This window comes from Rhizobium mesoamericanum STM3625 (assembly GCF_000312665.1).
In the GTDB taxonomy this organism is placed as follows: domain Bacteria; phylum Pseudomonadota; class Alphaproteobacteria; order Rhizobiales; family Rhizobiaceae; genus Rhizobium; species Rhizobium mesoamericanum.
This window is the reverse complement of record NZ_HF536772.1, coordinates 294,260-318,149: the sequence shown is the minus strand read 5'-3', so window position 1 is coordinate 318,149 and position 23,890 is coordinate 294,260. Positions and strand designations below refer to the sequence as shown.

The window sequence follows — 23,890 nt, the reverse complement described above, 5'->3', positions numbered from 1 at the left end:
ATGTTGACATCGATTTTATAGAGCATATTTTGGAAAACGTCAATTTTCCATTTTATGCATCAGGCTGTATCCCGCGCGATAGCGGCTTTGATCCGGAGAAAACAATGACCGCCCAAAAGCTGCATGCCATGAACAACAATGCTACCCCAAGCACCGAAACGGTCGCCGAGGAAGCGCCGGGAACGCTAGAGGCGGGCAAGCCACTGCGCGCCGAGGCGCTGCGCGCTGCCCCAAACATGCAGCAGGCCCGCAAGCGACCAGGTCGGTCGCTGCTGCTTGGCGCAGCCGCCATCGCGATCGTGGTAGCAGGCGCCTATTATGGGCACGATTACTGGACGGTCGGTCGCTTTCATGTGTCGACCGACGACGCCTATGTGAAGGCGGACAACAGCACGATCGCCCCAAAGGTTTCCGGCTATATCGCTCAGGTGCTCGTCAACGACAACTCGGCCGTCAAGGCCGGCCAGCCGCTCGCGCGCATTGACGATCGCGATTTCCAGGCCGCGCTCGACCAGGCGAAGGCGGATGTTGCAGCTGCGGCAGCCACGTTAAGCGCAAAGCAGGCGGCCCTTGAGATCCAGCAATCGACGATCGCAGCCGCCCGCGCCGCGGTCGATGTCGACAAGGCCAACGAAACGTTCGCCGAGCAGAACAACAGGCGCTATTCGAGCCTTGCAAATAACGGCTACGCTCCGGTCCAGACCGCCCAACAGGCCGCCTCACAAATCGCTGCTGCACAGGCAACGATCTCGCGCGACAGCGCGGCCCTCGAGGCAGCCATAAAGCAGGTCGATCTTCTGAATGCCGAGCTTGCACAGGCAAAAGCTGCGCTAGGCCGCAGCCAAGCGCTGGAGCGTCAGGCCGAACTCAATCTCTCCTATGCCACGATTGTAGCACCCGTTGATGGCACGGTCGGCAACCGGACGCTGCGCGTTGGCCAATACGTCCAGGCAGGCACACAGTTGATGTCGGTCGTTCCCACCAGCGCGGCCTATGTGATTGCCAACTACAAGGAAACGCAGCTGACCGACGTACATGCAGGCCAGCCCGTCGACATCGAAGTCGATACGTTCCCCGGCCGCACCTATCGCGGTCATGTCGACAGCATCGCACCGGCGAGCGGCCAGGAATTCGCGCTGCTACCGCCGGATAATGCCACTGGCAACTTCACGAAGGTCGTCCAACGTATCCCGGTCAAGATAGTGCTCGACGACAATGGCGCGGCAGCCGGTGACCTTCGCCCCGGCATGTCGGTGCAACCAAGCATCAACACCAAAGTCGCCGATGCGGCCGGCCATGGGGCCTGACCGGAGAGGATGAGGATCGTGTCATGTCTACCGCAACTGCAACCGCTGCCCCCATCTCCCAGGAGGGCGCCAGCCTAAAGGATTGGATTGCCGTACTCGCCGGGATGATAGGCGCGTTCATGGCAATCCTGAATATCCAGATCACCAACGCCTCGCTGCTCGACATCGAGGGCGGCATCGGCACGGGCGTCGACAATGGCGCCTGGATCTCGACGTCGTATCTGATCGGCGAGATCGTTGTCATTCCGTTGACGGCGTATTTCAGCAGCGTCTTTTCCTTCCGCCGCTACATTCTCGTCAACTCGGTTCTTTTCCCGATCTTCTCGATCGCCTGTGCATTCGCTCATGATCTCGGCACCATGATCCTACTGCGTGGGTTGCAGGGATTTGCTGGAGGCGTGCTCATCCCCATGGCATTCACCATGGTCCTGACCAAGCTGCCAAAGTTTCAGCAGCCTCGCGGCCTTGCCCTCTTTGCGCTGTCGGTTACCTTTGCTCCGGCGATCGGCCCGACAATCGGCGGCTATCTCACCGAAAACTACGGCTGGCAGACGATTTTTTTCATCAACGCCGTCCCAAGCGCAATCATGGCGGTCGCGCTTGCCATCACGCTCGAGAAGCAGCCTATGCAACTTCATCTGCTGAGGGAGGGCGACTGGGCCGGCATCGCTACCATGGCGATCGGCCTTTCTGCCCTGCAGACCGTGCTTGAGGAGGGCAACAAGGAAGACTGGTTCTCTTCGACTTTTATCGTCAAGCTTAGCATCGTGGCGTTCGTTTTTCTTGCAGCCTTCATCTGGATCGAGATGACGGCTCAAAAGCCCCTGGTGAAGCTGCGTCTCTTGAAGCAGCGCAACTTCGGCATCGGTGTTGCCGTCAATGTGCTCGTCGGCGTCGCCCTTTTCGGGACCGTCTACATCCTGCCGCAGTATCTCGGTCAAGTGCAGCGTTACAATGCCGAACAGATTGGCAATGTGTTGGCCTGGACTGGCCTGCCGCAGCTGCTGCTCATCCCGTTGGTTCCGCTGCTGATGAAGCGCTTCGACGCTCGCTATATCGGCTTCCTTGGCATTTCGATCTTCGCTGTCAGCTGCTTCATGAACGTCACGCTGTCAGCGAACAACGCCGGCGATCAGTTCTGGATCCCGAACATCGTGCGCGCGATCGGCCAGGCTCTTGTCCTAACCCCGATCACCGCCATCACGACCGCAGGCATTGCTGCGTCGGATGCGGCTGCTGCCTCTGGTCTGACGAACATGCTGCGCAATCTAGGCGGCGCGGTCGGCACGGCATCGCTTGGCACGATCCTGACCAAGCGCGAGCAGTTCCATTCGAATATCATCGGTCAGTCTGTAACTCTGGCTCGCGACGAGGTTCGCGATCGCCTAAGCCAAACGACCAATTATTTCCTGGCACACGGCGTCTCCGATCCGGCCGTCGCCAGCCACAAAGCCATCATCGCCCTGGGTCAAATTGTCAGACGTCAGGCTTTGATCCTGGGCTTCAGCGATACCTTCGCCGTGATCGGTGTGGTGCTTGCCATCGCCGCCTTGGCCCTATTGCTCACCAAGAAAACGCAATCCGGCGGGGGAGCCGGGGCGCACTAAGCAGCGCAGTGGGATCAAATCAATGTGTGTTGCGGCGATGATCAACTTGATCTTGAGCCCCGCCGCTTCATCGCTCCCTGCGTTTGCCTGCCGGGGTGATTGGACAGTGATCCGGTGCCGCGTTGCCCCGGCCGATGCGAGGCTTGAGCGGATCGCCCGCAACAAAGTCCGAATGAAGCGAGCCGATCAGGCTATATCTCGCGGAGATGTCAGTGGCTGCCTTGCTTTCTGCGCCTACGGGCATTGCGAGCGAGCATATTGAGGGCTTCCACGAGCGCGGAGAAGGCCATCGCGGCATAGACATAGCCCTTCGGCACGTGCACGCCCATGCCTTCGGCGATCAGGGTCATGCCAATCATCATCAGGAAGGCGAGGGCCAGCATGACGATGCTCGGGTTTTTCTCGATGAAGTTCGCAAGCGGCGTTGCGGCAAGCAGCATGACGGTCACGGCCGCGACTACGGCGACGACCATGATCGGTAAGTGTGGCGTCATGCCGACCGCGGTGATGATGCTGTCGACCGAGAAAACGAGGTCCAACAGCAGGATCTGGCCGATCGCGGCGGTAAAGCCTGTTGCTACCGCCGTCGCAATGAAATCCTCGTCGTGATCGGTCGGATCGACGTTGTGGTGGATTTCCTTTGTTGCCTTCCACAGCAGGAAAAGACCGCCGGCAATCAGGATGATGTCTTTCCACGAGAAGCCGTGGCCGAACAGTTCAAAGATCGGCGTGGTCAGCTTCACGATCCAGGCAATGGTACCGAGGAGGACAAGACGCATGATGAGAGCAAGGCCGATACCGAGCGTGCGGGCCTTCTCGCGATGTTCAGGTGGCAGCTTGTTGGTGAGAATTGAGATGAAGATGAGGTTGTCGATCCCGAGGACCACTTCCATTACCACGAGCGTGACGAGGGCCACCCAGGCGGCCGGGTCCTGAACGAGCATCATGATATCTTGCATCGGTGTTTATCCCCCTGCGCTACATAGTTTGAGGCTCGCAATGTACGGACGCGGCCTGCCTTGGCAAGCGCGCAAGGGGATATACGAAAGCAAGACGAGTTTTATTCCTTCATGGGAATCCAGATCGGGATCGCGGCATTGCCGCCGTAGGGTTAGATCTCCTGCAGGCGGCAAAGAGCATCGGCGCAGTGTTTCGAAGCCTGGTGGTTCGAATTCGGGAGGGCGAGAGGGGTCCATGCGGATAGGCTCCAAAGTGCGAGGTTGCGCGTGTGCCCCTACTTACCGATGGCGGGTGTTTAGACCGAACTGGTTGCGAAGGCACGGGTGAATGCATCGTGCAAGCCGTGCATCTAGGGGCTACCTCGAGAATGCTCTCCGATCGATCGACCAGCACCGATGCCGCACCGATCAAGCGGCGGCTCGGATATGGCTGCTGATCGAATGGCCCGTCACGAGCCCGAAGACGCGTGAAAGGTGGTAGCGCGAAAGACCGACAACGTCCGAGGTCCAGAGTGATGTCTTTGGTGAATTTCTATGAAGCAGATCGCTCATCCGACGGCGCTCATTCGCTCTCCCTTGGGTGCGAGAGGTTGTAGGGCAACCGTTCGCGCCTGATTCCGGTTGCGGAATTCGGACGCGAATGGCGAGAGAAATCAAAAGGACGGGTTCAGGACTGCTTCTTGGCGCCGTAGGCTGCGGTGAAAACTCGGATCGCGCCATTGACCACTCGATCCATTTCCTCGTGCGGAGGTTGGGCGTCCATGTCGCCAAACAGGCGCAGCTTGAAGAAGCTTCCGCCGCAGAGTTCCAGGAACTGGCGGGCGGCAAGCTCGATGTCGTCGATCTCGAAACGGCCGGCCCCGACTTGGCCTGTCAGAAAGTCCCTTAACACCGTCCGAATGTTCTCCGGGCCACTGAAAAAGCGCTGACAGAGGTGGGGCATGCGGTCGCGTACGCCGATGACCGTGCGCATCGCATTGATGACCTTGTCCTCGGTAACATGGCTGACAAAGGTCATGCCGAAATCGTGTAGTGCGACGTTTGGATCGCTGGATTCCTTGAGAGTATTGCGCACGCTTTCGACGAAGGCCGCTCGCTCGCTCTCCATCATCGCGGTGAAAAGCTCTTCCTTGTTAGCGAAGTAGACGTAGAGCGTTCCCTTTGACACTCCGGCCTCGCGCGTTACATCGTTCATGCTCGCGGCATCGAAGCCAAGTTTCATGAAGACACGGCGGGCACCGTCGAGAATTTGCTTGCGCTTGGCAGGATCTTCGCCTGCGGCCCATCGGCCGCCTGTTGAGGGGGACTCGTCCACGCGCGTATCGGAAAGCTCTGTCATAGCTCCTTAACCATATCCGCATCAGCGAATTTTTCGTTAACAAAATCGAACCAGGTGGTTCGATATATCTTGATATGAATGGAAAAAGGTTCTATGTCAACTGAACCGAACCGTTCAGTTCGATTAAATTCACTCAATTTGCCGGTAGCCGCCATGTCGTCCAGTCCAAAAGCCAACGTTGCCCGTATCGTCAGCGAACCTGCTGAAGCCGAGGGCAAGGCTCAGGAAGCCGTAGTCCCCACCGCCGAAGCGCCGCGTGCGCCGCAAGCGCCCGCAGAGACGCAAGCCGTCCCCGCCGAGAAGAAGAAAAAGCGCAGTCTCGCTCTGCCCATCATTGGGCTTGTGCTGCTCGCAGGCGCTGCCTGGTACGGCTACGACTGGTGGACAACGGGTCGTTTCCTCGTCTCAACTGACGATGCCTATATCGAAGGTGACATCGCGACTATCTCGCCGAAGGTTACCGGCTATGTGGCCAAGGTGAATGTCGTTGCCAACCAGAAGATCAAGGCTGGCGATATTCTGGCGACGCTCGATGACGGCGACTACAAGCTTGCTCTCGATCAGGCGGTCGCTTCTCTCGATACCGAAAAGCTGTCGCTGCAGCGAATCGATGCGCAGATCGCCGGTGGGCAAGCAAGCCTCGATCAGGCCAAGGCTCAGAAGACGGCTTTGGAAGCCACCGTGCGGGGTGCGCAGATCACGCAGACCCGCGCCGCGGAACTGCAATCTAAGTCGGTCGGCACCACCGCCAATCTCGATGCTGCGAACATTGCGCTCGACCAGGCAAAGGCAAATCTCGTGGGTGGCGATGCCGCGATCGCATCCGCAGAGGCAAACATTACGCTCCTTCAGGCGCAGCGCCGCGAAGCCGAAGGCACGATCCGCCAGCTTGAGCTTTCGCGCGACAAGGCTGCGCGCGACCTCTCCTTCACGGTACTGAAAGCTCCTTACGACGGCGTCGTCGGCAACCGTTCAGTCCAGGAAGGCGATCTTGTGTCGCCCGGCCAGCGTCTGATGGCGCTCGTGCCGGTTCGCCAGCTCTATATCGATGCGAACTTCAAGGAAACGCAGATCCAGCACCTGGTCCCGGGATCAAAGGTCAACGTGCACGTCGATGCTTATGACGATCATCCGATCGTCGGCACGGTCGAGTCGATTTCGCCGGCATCCGGTTCCGTCTTCTCGCTGCTGCCGCCTGAAAACGCGACGGGCAACTTCACGAAGATCATTCAGCGCGTGCCGGTACGCATCGCGCTGCCGCAGGATGCTCTGGACAGTGGCCGCCTGCGCGCCGGCCTCAGCGTTGTCGTCGATGTCGACACACGCACAGCGCAGGATGCGGCCAAGTAATATCGGCGGACGAGGTTAACCTATGGCCGCGAGCGCAACAGTTGGAACCGTTCCGGCCACTCCGGCTGCGACGGATCACATGGATCCCCGCAAGCTCATTGCGTTTTTTGCGATGGTGCTCGGGATGTTCATGTCGATCCTCGACATCCAGATCGTTTCGGCCTCGCTTGCCGAAATTCAGGCTGGCCTCAGCGCCGGATCCGATGAGATCGGTTGGGTGCAGACCTCCTACCTGATCGCTGAAGTGATTATGATTCCGCTGTCGGGTACTCTCGCGCGCATTGTCTCGACGCGATATCTGTTTGCCGCGTCGGCCGCGGGCTTCACCATGGCGAGCGCGCTCTGCGCGACGGCGACGAACATCGACCAGATGATTGTCTACCGCGCCATTCAGGGCTTCATCGGTGGCGGGATGATCCCGTCGGTCTTTGCGGCCGCATTCACAATCTTCCCGCCCTCCAAGCGTAGCATCGTGTCGCCCATTATCGGCCTGATCGCCACGCTTGCGCCGACAATCGGCCCGACGGTCGGTGGTTATCTCAGCCACGCCTTCTCATGGCATTGGCTGTTTCTGGTCAACATCGTGCCGGGCATCATCGTGACGATTGTCACGTGGAATTTCATCGATTTCGACAAGCCCGAATTCTCGCTGATCAAGAAGTTCGATTGGTGGGGGTTGTTGTCGATGGGCGTCTTCCTCGGTGCGCTGGAGTACGTGCTGGAGGAAGGCAACTCCAACGACTGGTTCAACGACAGCCATATCTTCATGGGCGCGATCGCCTCTGCGATCGCCGCCGTTGTCTTCTTCTATCGCGCCTTCAGTGTGGAATTTCCGGTGGTTGACCTGAGGGCCTTCACGAACCGGAATTTTGCCTTCGGCTCCGTCTTCTCGTTCGTCATGGGTATCGGCCTTTACGGCTTGACCTATATCTACCCCGTCTATCTCGGGCGCATTCGCGGCTACGACTCGCTGATGATCGGCGAAACGATGTTCGTGTCAGGCCTTGCGATGTTCTTCACTGCGCCGATTGCCGGAAAGCTGTCGGCGAAGATAGACCTGCGACTCATGATGGTAATCGGTTTCGCCAGCTTTGCGGCCGGCACCTACATCATGACGCATCTGACTAAGGACTGGGACTTCTACGAACTCTTCATTCCGCAGATTTTCCGCGGCTTCGGGCTGATGATGTGTATGGTGCCGATTAACAACATCGCGCTTGGCACGATGCCGCCGGCCCGTATGCGCGGCGCGTCTGGGCTCTTCAACCTGACCCGCAACCTAGGCGGCGCTGTTGGCCTGGCGATCATCAACACGGTGCTGACGACCCGGCAGGATGTTCATTACGAGCGGCTGCGCGAGAATATAGATTGGGGACGCCCTGCCGCGATCGATCAAATGAACAACATGGCAGCGAACTTCAATACCTACGGCATGGATGGTGCCGTGGTCGCCATCAAGCAGATGGTCGGACTGGTGACCAAGCAGGCCGTCGTCCTGGCCTTCGGTGACGTCTTCCTGATGCTGACCTTGCTTTTTCTCGCCATGATCCTCGGCGTTGCAATGCTCGACAAGCCTGCGCCACAAGGTGGGGGCGGAGGTGGCGGAGGCCACTGATTAGTATTTCAAATCAATGTCCAAGACGATCGGGGTGTAACCGACCGAGCTTTGTTTTGCACAAAGCCGTGACGTGAACGGAAGCGTTCGCAGATTTTGATTTACGTACATCAAATTTGGAGCTAAAGGTCTCGTCAGGAGGAAAGATGAGGCCCACAGTTCACGATATTGCTGCTGCGGCAGGCGTCAGCCTGGCGACCGTTGACCGGGTTTTGAACCAGCGGCCGGGCGTGCGCCACGTGACGCGCGAGAAGGTCGAGAAGGCCATTCGCGAGATCGGCTACATCAGGGATGTCGCCGCTGCCAACCTTGCGAAGGGTCGGACCTATCCATTTGTGTTCATCCTTCCTGCCAGCGACAACTCCTTTATGCATGGATTGAACGACGAGGTGCGCGCCGCCGTCGCACGTTCGCCCGTGGAGCGAACGGACATCCGCACCATCGAGGTGCCGGCGTTCGATCCAGCCGCGCTGGTCAGGGTTCTGGAAGAACTTGGAAGAGAGCGGCCATCGGGGATCGCGCTTGTCGCGACTGATGCGCCCGAGGTGCGCGATGCCGTGGACCGTCTCGTGCAGGATGGCATTCCGGTCGTTACACTTGTCTCTGATCTCACCGGTTCGCAGCGACATCACTATGCCGGCGTCGACAATATTGCCGCCGGCCGGACTGCCGCACGGCTTCTCGGACGTTTCCTCGGTGGCGCAAGGGGCGAGATCGCAGTGCTCGCAGGCTCGATGCTGGTGCGCGACCATCGCGAACGCCTCGAGGGTTTTGCTTCCGTCATGGCGGCGGAGTTCCCATCACTCTCCATTCTACCTGTCATCGAGGGCCGCGACGATCCCGAGATGGCGCATATGTTGGTTGCGGACGCGCTCTCGAAGAAAAGCGGCATCATTGGCATCTACAGCCTCGGTGCTGGCAATCGTGGACTTATCAGGGCGCTGAAGGAAAAGGCGGTCGATCGGTCGCTGACGGTGATCGCACACGAGTTGACGACGCATACCCGCGCCGCACTTCTTGATGGAACGATTGATGCAATTCTGAATCAGAACGCGGGTCATGAGGTGCGTAGTGCCATCCGGGTCCTCAAGGCCAAGGCGGACGGACTTGCCGTCATCGAGGCGCAGGAGCGCATCCGCCTCGACATATTCCTGAAAGACAATCTGCCGTAACGGCAAAGGGAGAAACACATGTATCTGGGTCTCGATCTCGGAACCTCCGGCGTCAAAGCCATGCTGATCGACGGCGATCAGAAGGTCATCGGCTCGGCCAATGGTTCGCTCGACGTCTCACGCCCGCATTCCGGCTGGTCGGAACAGGAGCCCTCCCATTGGATCCGCGCGACGGAAGAGGCCGTGGGCGGCCTAAAGGCAAACTACCTGAGGGAGCTCGCCGCCGTGAAGGGCATTGGCCTCTCCGGTCAGATGCATGGTGCAACGCTGCTCGATGCCGACGACAAGGTGCTGCGCCCCTGCATCCTCTGGAACGATACGCGGTCGTACGTTGAAGCGGCTGCCTTGGATTCCGATCCGCGTTTCCGCAAGTTGACCGGCAATATCGTTTTCCCCGGCTTCACCGCGCCGAAGCTTGCCTGGGTTGCCAAGCATGAGCCTGAGATCTTTGCCAAAGTTGCCAAGGTTCTGCTGCCGAAGGACTACCTGCGTCTCTGGCTGACCGGCGAGCATCTCTCCGAGATGTCGGATTCGGCCGGAACCTCGTGGCTCGATACAGGCAAGCGCGCCTGGTCCTCCGAGTTACTTGCGGCGACCGGCCTTGATGAAAAGCAAATGCCTCGCCTGATCGAAGGCACGGAGCAGGGTGGCAAGCTGCGCGGCGAGCTGGCGGGCAAATGGGGGATTTCGGGAAGCGTCGTGGTTGCCGGCGGGGCCGGCGACAACGCCGCTTCGGCTTGCGGCATGGGCACGGTCAGCGATGGCGCTGCCTTCGTTTCGCTCGGCACCTCGGGGGTTCTCTTCGCGGCCAATGCCGCCTATCTGCCAAAGCCGGAAAGTGCGGTGCATGCCTTCTGCCACGCGCTGCCGAACACCTGGCATCAAATGGGCGTCATTCTCTCGGCGACAGACGCCCTGAACTGGCACTCGAGCGTGACAGGCAAATCGGCGGCGGATCTGACCACCGAGCTCGGTGAAACAGTGAAGGCGCCCTCGGGCGTCACCTTCCTTCCCTATCTCTCCGGCGAGCGCACGCCGCATAACGACGCCGTCATTCGCGGCGCGTTCATCGGCCTCGAGCATGAGAGCAGCCGTGTAGTGCTGACCCAGGCGGTCCTCGAAGGCGTGTCCTTCGCCATCCGCGACAATCTGGAAGCGCTGCACTCAGCGGGCACCGATATTTCCCGCGTCACGGCGATCGGGGGTGGCTCGCGCTCGCGCTACTGGCTTGCCTCGATCGCGACGGCACTCGGCGTTCCGGTTGACCTGCCCGCCGACGGTGACTTCGGCGCGGCATTCGGCGCTGCGCGCCTCGGACTTATTGCGGCGACCGGCGCTGATCCGGTTGCCGTCTGCACGCCGCCGAAGACGGCGGGCACAATCGAACCAGTCGCGGCGCTCTCTGGCGCTTATGAGGATGCCTACAAGCGCTATCGCGCTCTCTACCCGGCGATCAAATCGCTCCAGCACTGAACCCAGAACTACAAATTCGAAACCTGAGGAGACACAAGATGAGCACCGGATTCTTCGGCGACATCCAGAAGATCAAGTATGAGGGCCCTGAGAGCACCAATCCGCTCGCCTTCCGCCACTACAACAAGGACGAAGTCGTTCTCGGCAAGCGCCTAGAAGACCATCTGCGCTTCGCCGTTGCCTACTGGCACACCTTCGCCTGGCAGGGCGGCGACCCCTTCGGCGGCCAGACCTTCCTGCGCCCCTGGTTCGAAGACACGATGAAGGCCGCCAAGCTGAAGGCCGACGTCGCATTCGAACTTTTCCAGATCCTCGACGCGCCGTTCTACTGCTTCCACGACGCCGATGTGCGCCCTGAGGGTAAGAACTTTGCCGAAAACACCAAGAACCTGAACGAGATCGTCGATTACTTCGCCGAGAAGCAGGCCGCCACCGGCGTCAAGCTGCTCTGGGGCACGGCGAACCTCTTCTCCAACCGTCGCTTCATGTCGGGTGCTGCCACCAACCCCGATCCGGAAGTCTTCGCTTACTCCGCTGCGACGGTTAAGACCTGCATGGATGCCACTGCCAAGCTTGGCGGTGCCAACTACGTTCTCTGGGGCGGCCGCGAAGGCTATGAAACGTTGCTCAACACCGACCTCAAAAAGGAGCTCGACCATCTCGGCCGCTTCCTCAACCTCGTCGTCGAGTACAAGCACAAGATCGGGTTCAAGGGCACGATCCTCATCGAGCCGAAGCCGCAGGAGCCGACCAAGCACCAGTACGACTACGACGTCGCGACCGTTTACGGCTTCCTGAAGCAGCACGGCCTCGAAAACGAAGTGAAGGTCAACATCGAGCAGGGCCATGCGATCCTCGCCGGCCACTCCTTCGAGCACGAACTGGCGCTTGCCAACGCGCTCGGCATCTTCGGCTCGATCGACATGAACCGCAATGACTATCAGTCCGGCTGGGACACCGACCAGTTCCCGAACAACGTCCCTGAGATGGCGCTGGCATACTACCAGGTCCTGCAGGGCGGCGGTTTCACCACTGGCGGCACCAACTTCGACGCCAAGCTGCGGCGCCAGTCGCTCGATGCGGAAGATCTGCTGATCGGCCATATCGGCGGCATGGATGCCTGCGCCCGCGGCCTCAAGGCTGCTGCCAAGATGATCGAGGACAAGGCTCTGTCTGGCCCACTCGATGCCCGTTACGCCGGCTGGGATTCGGCCGAAGGTCAGAAGCTCGCCCGCGGCGAATACTCGCTTGAGCAGATCGCCGAGTGGGTCGAAGCTAAGGACATCAACCCGCAGCCGAAGTCCGGCAAGCAGGAACTGCTCGAAAACATCGTCAACCGTTACGTCTGATCGGCGGTCGATTGTGAGGAGAGGGCCGGGCAGTGAAGTTTGCCCGGCCCTATTCATTGCAGGCCGGGACATCGGTGGCCACGCTGCGGCGGGCTTCCGCTCGCCAAGGTCAACGAACCGGGCTCATGGACAAGGGGCAAAGCGCCAAACTGGTCGGTATCGCGCCGCCTCAACCGCGACAGTGGTCCGATGCGCGCCAAGCGGCTGATTGCCGGTGAACGCAACCCGGTGCGCGGCGCCCTCTACATCGCTGCTCTTCCGGCAATCCGCTTCGATCCCGGTATGAAGGCACTCTTCGAACGCCTCAAGCCAGGCGAAAGCCGGGCAAGATCGCCCCTCGTCGGCGTCATGCGAAGGACGATCACCATCCTCAACGCAACAATGCGGAAGTTACAGAGCAACGGCAATTGACGCCTGGCCGTTGCTTTTTGTTGATCGCGACGGGCGTGTGCCGATGGCTTTGAAGATGCAGGCGAGATACGCTGCTTGGCGCTTGGCATTGCCGGCATCGGTAACGAAAGGAAGGGCATCGCAGTGATGGCCTATCTCAGATGGGGTACGCTTGCCGGGGCGGCGATGCTGGCTATTGCAATATCAGCGGCAGCCGCTTCGGCGCAGACCTGTGCGCAGGACAGCTTCGAAGGAAATGCGTATATCGTCTGCGCCGTCGAAAAAGGAAACGGCGATCTCCGGTTGTTTTGGAAGAATGCGGACGGAGAGCCATATCGTGATTTCTTTAGCGTCGCCGAGGCCGTGCGCAGCAAGGGGCAAGTCCTGGCGTTCGCGCTCAACGCCGGCATGTATCTGCCCGATTTTTCGCCGATTGGTCTTTATGTCGAAGATGGCAAGGAATTGCGGCCTGCCAGCAGCACGCATGGAAATGGATCTGCCGCCCATCCCCTGCCGAACTTCTATAGAAGGCCGAATGGCGTGTTCTTTCTCGACAATGCTGGCGCCGGAATACTTCCGACGCCGGAATTCTTGAAGCGCCGTCCCAAGGTCCGCTTCGCCACCCAGTCCGGTCCGATGCTTGTCATCGACAACAAGCTGAACCCAATCTTTATCGTAGGATCGACCGACAGGACCCGCCGCGCTGGAGTGGGCATCTGCGGTGATGGAGCGGTGCGCTTCGCGGTCAGCGAAGACGAGGTGAATTTCCATGACTTCGCGCGCTTGTTCCGTGACTATTTAGGCTGCTCCAATGCGCTGTTTCTCGACGGTGGCCAGGGTGTCGGACTCTACAGTCCGGCCCTTGGGCGCAACGACAAATCGTGGCATGGCGGATTCGGCCCTATGTTCGGGCTTGTCGAATAGCACGTCTGATCATTCATGCTTGCGTAGCCAACGGGCCAGAGGGTAGACAGCGTTGCTGTCAACGAGAGGGCTGATACATGGGCGACGGTGAACGTGATTGGACCGCCGTTGTGAAGGCAGTCGCCGAAAGCCCTAGGCGCGACAACAGCGCCTATCACCAGGCAATGTCCAATGCGCGGCAGGCATTTGAAGCCGCCGAAGCGGCTCTTGGCGGGCCGGTTCAGGTCAAGACGAAAACGAAGATGAAGCGAAGCGGCGAATATGTCGTGAAATGGGTGTTCAAGCGGGTGAAATGACTTGCTTACATCCGATCCGATGAGCGAGTAGCGCTTGCTCAGAGATGGTCTGCGGACGTATTCTTGCCTTTCGCGAGCCTGCCCCAGCGCTCAGCCGAGGTGGAAGGCCCGCGAGAGGGAGGATATCATGAAAATCGCATCGATATTCGCAGTCTTGATCGGATTCTGTGGGACCGCATCGCTCGCTCTGGCGGAGGATGCGCACGTAATATTCGCACCCGGCGATGTCAAATGGGTCGAAGCTCCCAAAATGCTTCCGGCCGGTGCGCAAGCGGCGGTCCTGTTCGGCAACCCCACGAAGAAAGGCCTGTTTGCCCTTCGGCTTAAAGTGCCGTCGGGCTATGCGATTCCGCCCCACACGCATCCCGGCTATGAAGTGGTTACGGTGCTATCCGGGGCCGCCAAATTTGGCATGGGCAAGACCGCCGATCGGGGCGCCACGAAGGCACTGCCTGCGGGCAGTTTCTTTGCCTTGCCGCCAGGCACGGCGCATTTCGTTTACTTCGACGATGAGACCGTGCTGCAAATCAACACCAACGGCCCGTGGGGTATCAAGTACGTCAACCCGGCAGACGATCCTCAAAAGTCGCAATAATCAGAGTTGCGACATGAATGCCATTTGGTCCCGCCGCTAAGCGCGGCGGGATGTGCGCGTCAGCATCCGATAGCTGCTGGGTTCAGCGTTTCGTCCACCGGCGTGAAGGAGCACCCACCGAATTGCGCACGACCAAGTCTGGGCGCAGCAATATTTCAGTCTCGACCGGCTGGCCGTCTGCAAGAAATTCCAGAAGCAACGCCATCGCTTGCTTGCCGATCAAGGTCCGCGGTTGGCGAATAGTGGTCAGCGGTGGCGACATGAAGACGGCCTGCGGCACGTCGTCGAAGCCGGTCACCGAGAAGTCGGTCGGGATATCGTAGCCGCGAGCTCCAAGGCCGATCATCACGCCGATCGCCGTCTGGTCGTTGACGCACATGAACGCCGTCGGCAGCGTGTCGCGCATGAAGAGCTGCTCGACGGCGTGGCGTCCGCTTTCCAGCGTTCCGTCTCCTTCGAGCACGATGCGCATATCGGGTGCAACGCCCGCCGCATCGAGCCCGGTGTCATAGCCCTGGCGCCGGCGGCTATAGGCGAGGCGCGTGCGCGAATCGCCAATGAAGGCGATCTTGCGGTGACCCTCGGCCAACAGCAGGTCGACCGCCTTCCGGGCGCCTTCCACATCGTCGACGCCGACATAGGGAATGCCGCCATTGAAAACCGGCTCGAAGACGCCAACACTCGGCGGAAGGCGGGCGGTCATCGTCTGGTGGCCGAAGGGCAGGATGCCGGTAAAGAGGATCAGGCCGGCAGCTTGGTTGGAATTTAGGAATTTCAGATATTCGAGGCCACGCTGCGCATCGTTCTGCGTGTGGCCAATGAGGATGCCATAGCCATGGGCACGCGCTTCGTTCTCAAGGCCGACGAGAATGTTGGAGAAGTTCGGGTCGCCGATATCAGGAGCAACCACGAGGATCATGTTCGACCGACCGAGCCGCAGGCTGCGGGCCATGGCATTCGTGGTGTAGCCAGTGATGGCGATCGCCTGGTTGACCTTTAGCCGCGTCGAATTGGCGACTTTCTCCGGCGTGTGGATCGCCCGCGATACCGTCGCGATCGAAACCTCGGCGATCCGAGCGACGTCTTCTATTGTTGCGGGCGTGGAATTCGACACTGCGTCCTGCCTTGGGATGCCTTCGCCGCGACACTACACAGACTTGTCGACAGGTCAAACACCGGGGCCGGAAGATCTGTGTGTAATATGGATGTAAACCTTTACATGAGCCGTGTAAAGGTTTACATATGGCGTCAAGCGGATGGGAGCCGCAGGGAGGAAGCCAATTAATGAGTGTGGATCCAGTCGACACCGCGCCCGTGGTGTTGTCCGCGCGGCGCATCTGCAAGTCGTTCAGCGGCGTGCAAGTCCTCTTCAGCGTGAATTTCGATCTGCGTGCCGGTGAAATCCATGCTCTCATGGGTGAAAACGGCGCGGGCAAATCGACCCTCGTCAAGGTGATGTCCGGCTTCGAGCAGCCGAGTTCGGGCGAGATCCTGCTCGACGGCAGTTCGGTCGTCTTACCGGCCAACGGCGCTGCGGAAGCGCTGGGCATCGTTCTCATCCATCAGGAATTCAACCTCGCCGAACATCTGACGGTGACCGAAAGCCTCTTCCTTGGCCGCGAAGTCACACGTTTCGGCGTACTTGATCGCAAATACATGCGCGCCGAGACCCGCAAAGCACTCGACCTGCTCGGTTCGCACGTCGACGAGAATGCCATCGTCGGAACATTATCCATCGCCGACAAGCAAATGGTGGAAATTGCCAAGGCAATCAGCCGCGATGCCCGCGTCGTCATCATGGACGAGCCGACAGCAGTATTGTCGCGCGAAGAGACGAACTTCCTGTTCCGCCAGGTACGCAAGCTACGCGACGCTGGAACAAGCTTCATCTTCGTATCGCACAAGCTCGATGAAGTGATGGAAATCACCGACCGAGTGACCGTGCTGCGTGATGGTCAGTGGGTCAAGACGGCGCCGACCTCGATGCTCGACGGCGAGTCGATAGCCCAGCTTATGGTCGGGCGCGAACTGTCGAGCCTCTATCCCACCAAGGTGGAACCCAATGTAGACGAGGACATCGTTCTCCGCGTCGAGAGCGTCTCTACGGGCTATGTCCAGGATGCAAGCTTCGAAGTTCGTAAGGGCGAGATCATTGGTTTTTCCGGCATGATCGGTTCCGGTCGTACGGAACTCATGGAGGCGATCGCCGGGCTTCGCAGTCGCGCTTCGGGAGAGGTTCACATTCGCGGTGAATCGGTTCCGTCGGGAGATGTGCATGCCGCCAATCGCGCCGGGCTTGCCTACATGACGAAAGACCGCAAGTCCAAAGGCCTGCTCCTGCGCTCCGGCATGATGACCAATCTGACGCTGCAGTCGCTCGGCCAGCATTCGCGGCACGGCTATCTCAGCCCGAGCAGCGAGGCGCAGGCGCTCGCCAAAGCGCGGCGCCGCTTCGATATCCGCGTTCGCGACACCAATATCGTTGCTGGGCGCATGTCGGGTGGCAACCAGCAAAAACTCCTGCTTGCCAAGGTCATGGAGACCGAGCCCGAGATCATCATTATCGACGAACCGACGCGTGGCATCGATGTCGGCACCAAGCAGCAGATCTATCATTTCATCTCGGCGTTGGCTCGCGACGGCCGGTCCATCATCGTTGTCTCTTCGGAGATGCCTGAAGTGATCGGCCTCTGTACGCGTGTTGCCGTGATGCGAGAGGGACGGATCGTCGGCGTGCTTGAAGGCGACGAGATCTCCGAGCAGGAAATCATGCGCTATGCAGCCGGGTTGAAGAAGAAAGCCGCCTGACGCTGGCGGGGAGGCGGCAGCGACGGTCGTGCCGCGCAGTATGTGCCCATCGAATATGGTGGCGGGAGGTTGGTTTGGAGATGAGTGTGAACGAGGAGACCAGGGAAATCAGGCGTCGCCCCTGGCGCGATATCGACCTCAGGGCGGTTGCGCCTTTTGCAGCCCTGGTATTGCTGTTGATCGTCGGTGCTCTGGTCAATCCGAATTTTATCGGTATCACCAACCTTGCCAATGTCGCGACCCGCTGCGCCTTCATCGCGATCATTGCGGTCGGCGCCACATTCGTGATTTCGGCCGGCGACCTTGATCTTTCTGTCGGCTCGATGGTGGCCTTCGTTGCCAGTCTGATGATTCTTTTGATGAATTCCGGGGTCGTTGCCGACCCGACGCTGATGCTGACGGCTGCAGTCGTGTTCACGCTGGTTGCCGGTGCGCTCTGCGGACTGGCCAATGGCCTGATTACCACGGTTGGCAGGATCGAGCCGTTCATCGCCACGCTGGGCACGATGGGCATCTATCGCGGCCTGACGACGTGGCTAAGCCAGGGCGGTGCGATCACGCTGCGCTCGCCCGACATCCAGATGCTTTACCGCCCGGCCTATTTCGGCAGCATCCTCGGCGTGCCGGTGCCTATCGTCGTCATCCTTGCGGTTACTGCGGTCGCGGCCTTCATCCTCTACCGCACTCGCTATGGCCGGCATGTCGTTGCCGTCGGTTCCAATAGTGACGTAGCGCGCTATTCCGGCATTGCAGTCAATCGCGTGCGCACCGTCGCTTTTGTTATCCAGGGGCTCTGTGTCGCCATTGCCGTGCTGCTTTATGTGCCGCGCCTCGGTTCTACCTCGGCAACAACTGGCATCCTGTGGGAACTGCAGGCGATAACCGCCGTCGTCGTCGGGGGGACGGCGCTCAAGGGCGGTGCTGGCCGTGTCTGGGGCACCATCTGCGGTGCCTTCATTCTCGAACTCGTCGGCAATATCATGCTGCTGTCGAACTTCATCAGCGAATATCTCATCGGTGCGATCCAGGGTGCGATCATCATCATCGCCATGCTGGTGCAGCGCTCGCTGGTCCGCAAATTGTAAGAGGACTGGCTCCAGGAATTGGCCGGGATCACAGGGCGTCCGGTTGACGGGTACGAAAAGTCCCTGACGTTTATTGGGAGGAAATAGCATGCGCAAACTCATTTTGGGCCTTGCGGTTGCGGCCGTCACGCTGGCGGGTACCGCATACGCACAGGACAAGAAGTTCACTATCGGCGTCTCCATTCCGGCCGCCGACCATGGCTGGACTTCAGGCGTCGTGTTCCATGCCGAACGTATCGCCAAGAAGCTGATGGAACAGCATCCGGGCCTCAACGTCATCGTCAAGACCTCGCCTGATGCCGCCAGCCAGGCCAACGCCGTGCAGGACCTTGATACGCAGGGCATCGATGCTCTCGTCATCCTGCCGTCAGATCCGGATCCTCTCGTCAATGCCATTAAGGAAGTTAAGGGCAAGGGCAAGTATGTCGCTCTCGTCGACCGTGCGCCGTCGACCAACGATGATACCGTCCGCGACCTCTATGTTGCTGGCAACAACCCGGCGCTCGGCGAAGTCGCAGGCAAGTACATCGCAGCGCAGACGCCGGACGCCCAGGTCGTCGTCATCCGCGGTCTGCCGATCCCGATCGATCAGCAGCGCCAAGACGGCTTCGACAAGGGCATTGCCGGCTCCAAGGTCAAGGTTCTTGACCGCCAGTATGGCAACTGGAACCGCGACGATGCCTTCAAGGTCATGCAGGACTACCTGACGAAGTATCCAAAGATCGACGTGGTCTGGTGCCAGGATGACGACATGGCTGTGGGCGTGCTGCAGGCGATCGAGCAGGCCAAGCGTACCGACATCAAGTATGTCGTCGCAGGCGCCGGTTCCAAGGACATGGTAAAGAAGGTCATGGACGGCGACAAGATGATCCCCGTCGACGTTCTCTATCCGCCGGCAATGGTCGGCACGGCAATGGAACTGACGGCCGCTGGTCTTTACGGTCAGGTTCCGGTTCGCGGCACATTCGTCCTCGATGCGACGCTTGTCACGAAGGACAATGCCAAGGACTTCTACTTCCCGGATTCTCCGTTCTGATCTGAAAAGCCAAATTGCGGCGCCCGTTCGAGAGCCCGGGCGCCTTTCTTTGATAGTGCTGGTGGCTAGTCAGGCAGTCCGGCGCTGGCGAGGTCGGCGATGAACCGGTCGATGAAGGCTTCGGTCATGACGGGATTGTCGCCGAAATAGAATTCCCGACGGGCGTCGGTACGGTTCATTCCCGGCCGGAAACGATGAAGCCTTGCCATCGCTTCCTGAGCCTCGTCAGTTTTGCCTTGCCTTCCGAGGATCGCAACCAGAACGATCGCCGGCCAGAAGGTGGCATTCGGGGAGTGGAGCGATGCGCGGGCGGCCTTGGCCGCTTCCGCCATGTTGTTCAGTTGATAGTTCGCAATCGCGAGAATGTTATGGAAGGTCCAAAGATGCGGATCGCGAGGGCTGAGTCGGAACGCTTCCCTGACCTCGGCAATGCCTTCAGCGGGACGCTCGGCGTAGCAGAGGACCTGGCCGAGTGCGAAGTGAGCCTGCGCAAAACTCTGATCCAGCTGCAAAGCATTGCGCAGATGCGCAATTCCCGCCTCCGTCGCCCCATCGAGCGCAAGCGCTCTGCCCAAGGCAAGGTGTGCGGCGGGTTCCTTTTGATCGAGTCCGATCGCCCGTTCGGCAAGCTCGATAGCCTCGCAGATGCGCTCAGCTCGTTCGTCAAGAGGGCCATACCAGCCAAGCTGAATGTGCACATAGGCCAGGCGGGCCTGCGCCTGCGCGAAGGTCGGATCAATGCTGATCGCCTGCTCGAAAAGCGCTTTGGCGGTTTTCAACTCGTCGAACGTAAACCGGTACAAATGCCAGAGGCCCTTGAGGTAGATTTCCCAGGCATCCATATCCAGCACCGTGCGGCCACGGAGGGCGGCGAATTCGATGGAGCCAAGTTCCGGCTCGATCGTGCCGGTGATCTCGGAAGCAAGCTGGTCCTGAACCTCGAAGATATCGGCGAGGGTCCGGTCGTAGCGCTCCGCCCAGAGCAGGGTCCCATCCGTGCCGTTCAGCAATTGCGCCGTGACGCGAATGCGATTGTCCGCGCGGCGAACGCTGCCTTCCAGCACGTACTTGACACCAAGGTCCTCCGCCACCTGTCGGGCATTGGCCTGCCGGCCCTTGTAGCTGAACGACGAGTTGCGGGCTGCGACCAGCAGCCAGCGACAGCGCGCCAGTGTGGCGATCAACTCGTCCGTGAAGCCGTCCGAGAAATGCTCCTGCTCCTCCATACTCGACATATTGCTGAATGGCAGCACGGCAATCGAAGGCCGATTGCGCACGGGTCTCGCAACCTGATCCTTCGGCGCAGCCGACGATGGAAGCTGTTCGCCTTCCACCGTCCACCGCCAGACACGGATCGGCCGTTCAATGTTCTTGAGCCTGCGGTTGCCGAAATCGATTGCCCGGAAGTCAAGCTTCGACCGGATCTGGTCGTTGACTTGTTGGGAGACGCAGATTCCACCCGGCGGTGCCAGCGCCTGCAGGCTTGCGGCGACATTCATGCCGTCTCCGACGATATCCTCCCCCTCAACCAACACATCGGCAACATGGATGCCGATCCGCCACAACATGCGCCGGTCAGGCTCGATGGCTTCATTACGCCCGAGCAATGCTTTCTGAATTTGCACGGCGCAGCCGACGGCATCGACGGCGCTCGCAAATTCGGCCAGCGTGCCGTCGCCGACAAATTTGACGACACGTCCGTGATGTTTGCCAATGCTGGGGACAATGATTTCGCTGTTGTGCTCTTTCAGCGTCGCGAACGTGCCGCTCTCGTCAAGACCCATCAGCCGGGAAAAGCCGACAACATCCGCATCCAAGATTGCTGCCAGACGCCGCGTCATGCGCCATCCTCCTGGTCCAAAGACAGTAGCACGGCACGGCGGGATGTCTACCGCCGCAACACGCTGCAAGAGCCCGGATTACGGGCGGATGCCACTGCTGTGACAGGGTGGCGAGCAGAACTGCGGTACGTACGTCTTGTGCGCCGAAACAGGCCGTGGTTAAGTCGGCCGGCCTTCGGTTTCCGCACCGCTGAGCAAATTTGCAGTTTCGCCGAAATCGGCTTGCAGACTTCAAATCGCGTGCTAGAACTTCACCAGAAACGTTTACGGTCATCTTTTAGGGAGGAATTGACATGAAAACGATCAAGGGTCCAGGCTTGTTTCTCGGACAGTTCGCGGGCGATGCCGCGCCTTTCAACTCTTGGGATTCGATCACCAAATGGGCAGCCGATGTCGGCTACAAGGGCGTGCAGGTCCCGACCTGGGCGGGCCAGCTGATCGACCTCAAGAAGGCGGCGTCCTCGAAGAATTATTGCGACGAATTCGCTGGCGTCGCGCGCCAGAACGGCGTCGAAATCACGGAACTCTCAACCCATCTTCAGGGCCAGCTCGTCGCCGTGCACCCGGCCTATGACGAAGCATTTGACGGCTTTGCTGCCCCTGAGGTGCGCGGCAATCCGAAGGCACGTCAGCAATGGGCGGTCGAACAGGTCAAGATGGCGCTGACCGCGTCCAAGCATCTCGGCATCAAGGCACATGCGACCTTCTCTGGCGCGCTCGCCTGGCCGTTCATCTATCCGTGGCCGCAGCGTCCCGCCGGCCTTGTCGAAACCGCCTTCGACGAACTTGCTCGCCGCTGGAAGCCGATCCTCGACCATGCCGACGAAAACGGCGTCGACGTCTGCTACGAAATCCATCCCGGCGAAGACCTGCATGACGGCATCACTTACGAGATGTTCCTGGAGCGCGTCGGTAATCATCCCCGTGCCAACATGCTCTACGATCCGTCCCATTACATCCTGCAGTGCCTCGATTATCTCGAGAACCTCGACATCTATAAGGACCGCATCAAGATGTTCCACGTCAAGGATGCCGAGTTCAATCCGACCGGCCGTCAGGGCGTCTATGGCGGCTATCAGGGCTGGGTCCAACGCGCAGGGCGCTTCCGTTCGCCGGGCGATGGCCAGGTCGATTTCGGTGCCGTCTTTTCGAAATTGACGGCCAACGACTTCGACGGCTGGGCCGTTGTCGAGTGGGAATGCGCTCTGAAGCATCCCGAAGACGGTGCACGCGAAGGTGCCGAGTTCGTAGCTGCGCATATCATCCGCGTCACCGAGAAGGCGTTCGACGATTTCGCATCGAGCGGCACGGACCAGGCGGCCAACCGCCGTATGCTTGGTCTCTGAGACCGCGGCCCTTCCGAACGGAAATGGGCAGAATGGAACTGAGTGGGAAGGGGCTCTCCCTTCCTCCAACCCACCAAGGGAAGGGCGTTTTCTGCCCTACGCATCTTCAGGAGAAACCAATGGCAATTGAAGCATCTACCGAACAGGCGCGAGAACCGCGTATCCGTCTCGGCATGGTCGGCGGCGGCGCGGGCGCGTTCATCGGCGCCGTCCATCGCATCGCTGCCCGTATCGACGACCAGTATGAGCTGATCGCAGGCGCGCTGTCGTCAACGCCGGAAAAGGCCATGGCATCGGGCCGCGATCTCGGCCTCGATCCGTCGCGCACCTATTCCAGCTATCGCGAGATGGCGATCCGTGAAGCGAAGCTGAAGAACGGCATCGAGGCTGTTTCAATCGTCACCCCGAACCATGTTCACTATGATGCCGCCAAGGAATTTCTGCGTCGCGGGATTCATGTCATCTGCGACAAGCCGCTGACCTCGAACCTTGCAGATGCCAAGAAGCTGAAGAAGGTTGCCGACGAGAGTGGCGCGCTCTTCATCCTGACGCACAACTACACCGGCTATCCAATGGTTCGTCAGGCGCGCGAGATGATCGCCAATGGCGAGCTAGGCGACATCCGCATTGTCCAGGCTGAGTATCCGCAGGACTGGCTGACAGAGGCCGTCGAGCGGACGGGCGCCAAGCAGGCCGTATGGCGCACCGACCCGGCGCAATCGGGTGCTGGCGGTTCGACCGGCGATATCGGCACGCACGCCTATAACCTCGCCTCCTTCGTGTCCGGCCTAGAGCTCGACAGCCTTGCTGCCGATCTCGACAGCTTTGTCGAAGGCCGTCGCCTCGATGACAACGCCCACGTCATGTTGCGCTTCAAGGCGAAGGGTAACGAGAAGCCCGCCAAGGGCATGCTCTGGTGCAGCCAGGTGGCGCCCGGCCACGAAAACGGCCTGAAGGTTCGCGTCTACGGCACCAAAGGTGGTCTGGAATGGGTACAGGCCGATCCGAACTATCTCTGGTTCACGCCATTCGGCGAGCCGAAGCGCCTGATCACCCGTAACGGCGCCGGCTCCGGCGCGGCCGCAGCGCGCGTTTCGCGCGTCCCCTCCGGTCATCCGGAAGGGTATCTCGAAGCCTTTGCGACGATCTACACCGAGGCAGCGCATGCGATCAACGCCCATAAGAAGGGCAAGGCCGTAGACAAGGCCGTGGTTTACCCGACCGTTGATGACGGCGTGAAGGGCGTTGCCTTCGTTGAAGCCTGCGTGGCCTCCTCCAAGAAGAATGGCGCCTGGGTCAAGGTCTAACATCGTCAGACTGATGCAGCTAATGGGCGCATTTCCTGGAGCATTGGGGGGTGCGCTCATCGTCGTTTAGCAACCGAACATTGGCAAGAGT

At 59.9% G+C, this 23,890-nt stretch carries 19 protein-coding genes and 1 pseudogene; 16 read left to right on the top strand and 4 right to left on the bottom strand.

Annotated features, from left to right (window positions below):
* Positions 1 to 104: 104 nt before the first annotated feature.
* Positions 105 to 1,307: an HlyD family secretion protein gene (locus BN77_RS01570; protein WP_007527781.1), complete on the top strand. Its 1,203-nt coding sequence runs from the start codon at positions 105 to 107 to the stop codon at positions 1,305 to 1,307.
* Positions 1,308 to 1,330: 23 nt separating this feature from the next.
* Positions 1,331 to 2,914, top strand: coding sequence for a DHA2 family efflux MFS transporter permease subunit (locus BN77_RS01565; RefSeq protein ID WP_007527779.1), 1,584 nt, complete (start codon positions 1,331 to 1,333; stop codon positions 2,912 to 2,914).
* 209 nt (positions 2,915 to 3,123) lie between these two features.
* On the opposite strand, the gene BN77_RS01560 is transcribed toward BN77_RS01565, so the two are convergent.
* A complete protein-coding gene (locus BN77_RS01560; protein ID WP_007527777.1) occupies positions 3,124 to 3,873 on the bottom strand; it encodes a TerC family protein in 750 nt (249 codons plus the stop codon).
* Between the two features lie 667 nt (positions 3,874 to 4,540).
* Positions 4,541 to 5,212 carry a TetR/AcrR family transcriptional regulator gene (locus BN77_RS01550; RefSeq protein ID WP_007527774.1) on the bottom strand — a complete coding sequence of 224 codons (672 nt, stop codon included), beginning with the start codon at positions 5,210 to 5,212 and terminating at the stop codon, positions 4,541 to 4,543.
* A gap of 153 nt (positions 5,213 to 5,365) precedes the next feature.
* Here BN77_RS01550 and BN77_RS01545 point away from each other — a divergent pair, with 153 nt between their 5' ends.
* The 9 genes and pseudogenes from BN77_RS01545 to BN77_RS01505 all read left to right on the top strand — a co-directional run bounded on the left by BN77_RS01545 (position 5,366) and on the right by BN77_RS01505 (position 14,376).
* A complete protein-coding gene (locus BN77_RS01545) occupies positions 5,366 to 6,562 on the top strand; it encodes an HlyD family secretion protein (RefSeq protein WP_007527772.1) in 1,197 nt (398 codons plus the stop codon).
* Between the two features lie 22 nt (positions 6,563 to 6,584).
* On the top strand, positions 6,585 to 8,177 hold the full coding sequence (locus tag BN77_RS01540) for a DHA2 family efflux MFS transporter permease subunit (protein ID WP_007527770.1): 1,593 nt from the start codon (positions 6,585 to 6,587) through the stop codon (positions 8,175 to 8,177).
* 146 nt (positions 8,178 to 8,323) lie between these two features.
* Positions 8,324 to 9,349: a LacI family DNA-binding transcriptional regulator gene (locus tag BN77_RS01535; RefSeq protein WP_007527768.1), complete on the top strand. Its 1,026-nt coding sequence runs from the start codon at positions 8,324 to 8,326 to the stop codon at positions 9,347 to 9,349.
* A gap of 18 nt (positions 9,350 to 9,367) precedes the next feature.
* Positions 9,368 to 10,822 carry a xylulokinase gene (xylB, locus tag BN77_RS01530; protein ID WP_007527766.1) on the top strand — a complete coding sequence of 485 codons (1,455 nt, stop codon included), beginning with the start codon at positions 9,368 to 9,370 and terminating at the stop codon, positions 10,820 to 10,822.
* Between the two features lie 38 nt (positions 10,823 to 10,860).
* A complete protein-coding gene (gene xylA / locus BN77_RS01525) occupies positions 10,861 to 12,171 on the top strand; it encodes a xylose isomerase (protein WP_007527764.1) in 1,311 nt (436 codons plus the stop codon).
* A 119-nt stretch (positions 12,172 to 12,290) separates the two neighbouring features.
* A pseudogene (locus tag BN77_RS33390) lies at positions 12,291 to 12,583 on the top strand (transposase); the annotation flags it as partial.
* Positions 12,584 to 12,708: 125 nt separating this feature from the next.
* Positions 12,709 to 13,485, top strand: a complete 777-nt coding sequence (locus BN77_RS01515; protein ID WP_040677505.1) for a phosphodiester glycosidase family protein — start codon at positions 12,709 to 12,711, stop codon at positions 13,483 to 13,485.
* A gap of 77 nt (positions 13,486 to 13,562) precedes the next feature.
* Positions 13,563 to 13,781 carry a hypothetical protein gene (locus BN77_RS01510; RefSeq protein ID WP_007527759.1) on the top strand — a complete coding sequence of 73 codons (219 nt, stop codon included), beginning with the start codon at positions 13,563 to 13,565 and terminating at the stop codon, positions 13,779 to 13,781.
* Between the two features lie 127 nt (positions 13,782 to 13,908).
* Positions 13,909 to 14,376 carry a cupin domain-containing protein gene (locus BN77_RS01505; protein WP_007527757.1) on the top strand — a complete coding sequence of 156 codons (468 nt, stop codon included), beginning with the start codon at positions 13,909 to 13,911 and terminating at the stop codon, positions 14,374 to 14,376.
* A gap of 82 nt (positions 14,377 to 14,458) precedes the next feature.
* Here the strand turns inward: BN77_RS01505 and BN77_RS01500 are convergent, their stop codons facing one another.
* A complete protein-coding gene (locus tag BN77_RS01500) occupies positions 14,459 to 15,490 on the bottom strand; it encodes a LacI family DNA-binding transcriptional regulator (protein WP_007527754.1) in 1,032 nt (343 codons plus the stop codon).
* A gap of 170 nt (positions 15,491 to 15,660) precedes the next feature.
* Here BN77_RS01500 and BN77_RS01495 point away from each other — a divergent pair, with 170 nt between their 5' ends.
* From BN77_RS01495 to BN77_RS01485, 3 genes are all read left to right on the top strand, one after another.
* A complete protein-coding gene (locus BN77_RS01495; protein ID WP_007527752.1) occupies positions 15,661 to 17,184 on the top strand; it encodes a sugar ABC transporter ATP-binding protein in 1,524 nt (507 codons plus the stop codon).
* Between the two features lie 80 nt (positions 17,185 to 17,264).
* Entirely contained in the window at positions 17,265 to 18,269 is a 1,005-nt protein-coding gene (locus tag BN77_RS01490) for an ABC transporter permease (protein WP_040676595.1), read from the top strand.
* Positions 18,270 to 18,357: 88 nt separating this feature from the next.
* Entirely contained in the window at positions 18,358 to 19,305 is a 948-nt protein-coding gene (locus BN77_RS01485; RefSeq protein WP_007527748.1) for a substrate-binding domain-containing protein, read from the top strand.
* 65 nt (positions 19,306 to 19,370) lie between these two features.
* On the opposite strand, the gene BN77_RS01480 is transcribed toward BN77_RS01485, so the two are convergent.
* Positions 19,371 to 21,146 carry an adenylate/guanylate cyclase domain-containing protein gene (locus BN77_RS01480; RefSeq protein WP_007527746.1) on the bottom strand — a complete coding sequence of 592 codons (1,776 nt, stop codon included), beginning with the start codon at positions 21,144 to 21,146 and terminating at the stop codon, positions 19,371 to 19,373.
* A gap of 293 nt (positions 21,147 to 21,439) precedes the next feature.
* On the opposite strand from BN77_RS01480, the gene BN77_RS01475 reads away from it, so the two are divergent.
* Complete coding sequence (locus BN77_RS01475; RefSeq protein ID WP_007527743.1) at positions 21,440 to 22,492, top strand: sugar phosphate isomerase/epimerase family protein; 1,053 nt, start codon at positions 21,440 to 21,442, stop codon at positions 22,490 to 22,492.
* 119 nt (positions 22,493 to 22,611) lie between these two features.
* Positions 22,612 to 23,799 (top strand): Gfo/Idh/MocA family protein, encoded by a 1,188-nt coding sequence (locus tag BN77_RS01470; RefSeq protein WP_007527741.1) that lies wholly within the window; start codon positions 22,612 to 22,614, stop codon positions 23,797 to 23,799.
* Positions 23,800 to 23,890: the final 91 nt, after the last annotated feature.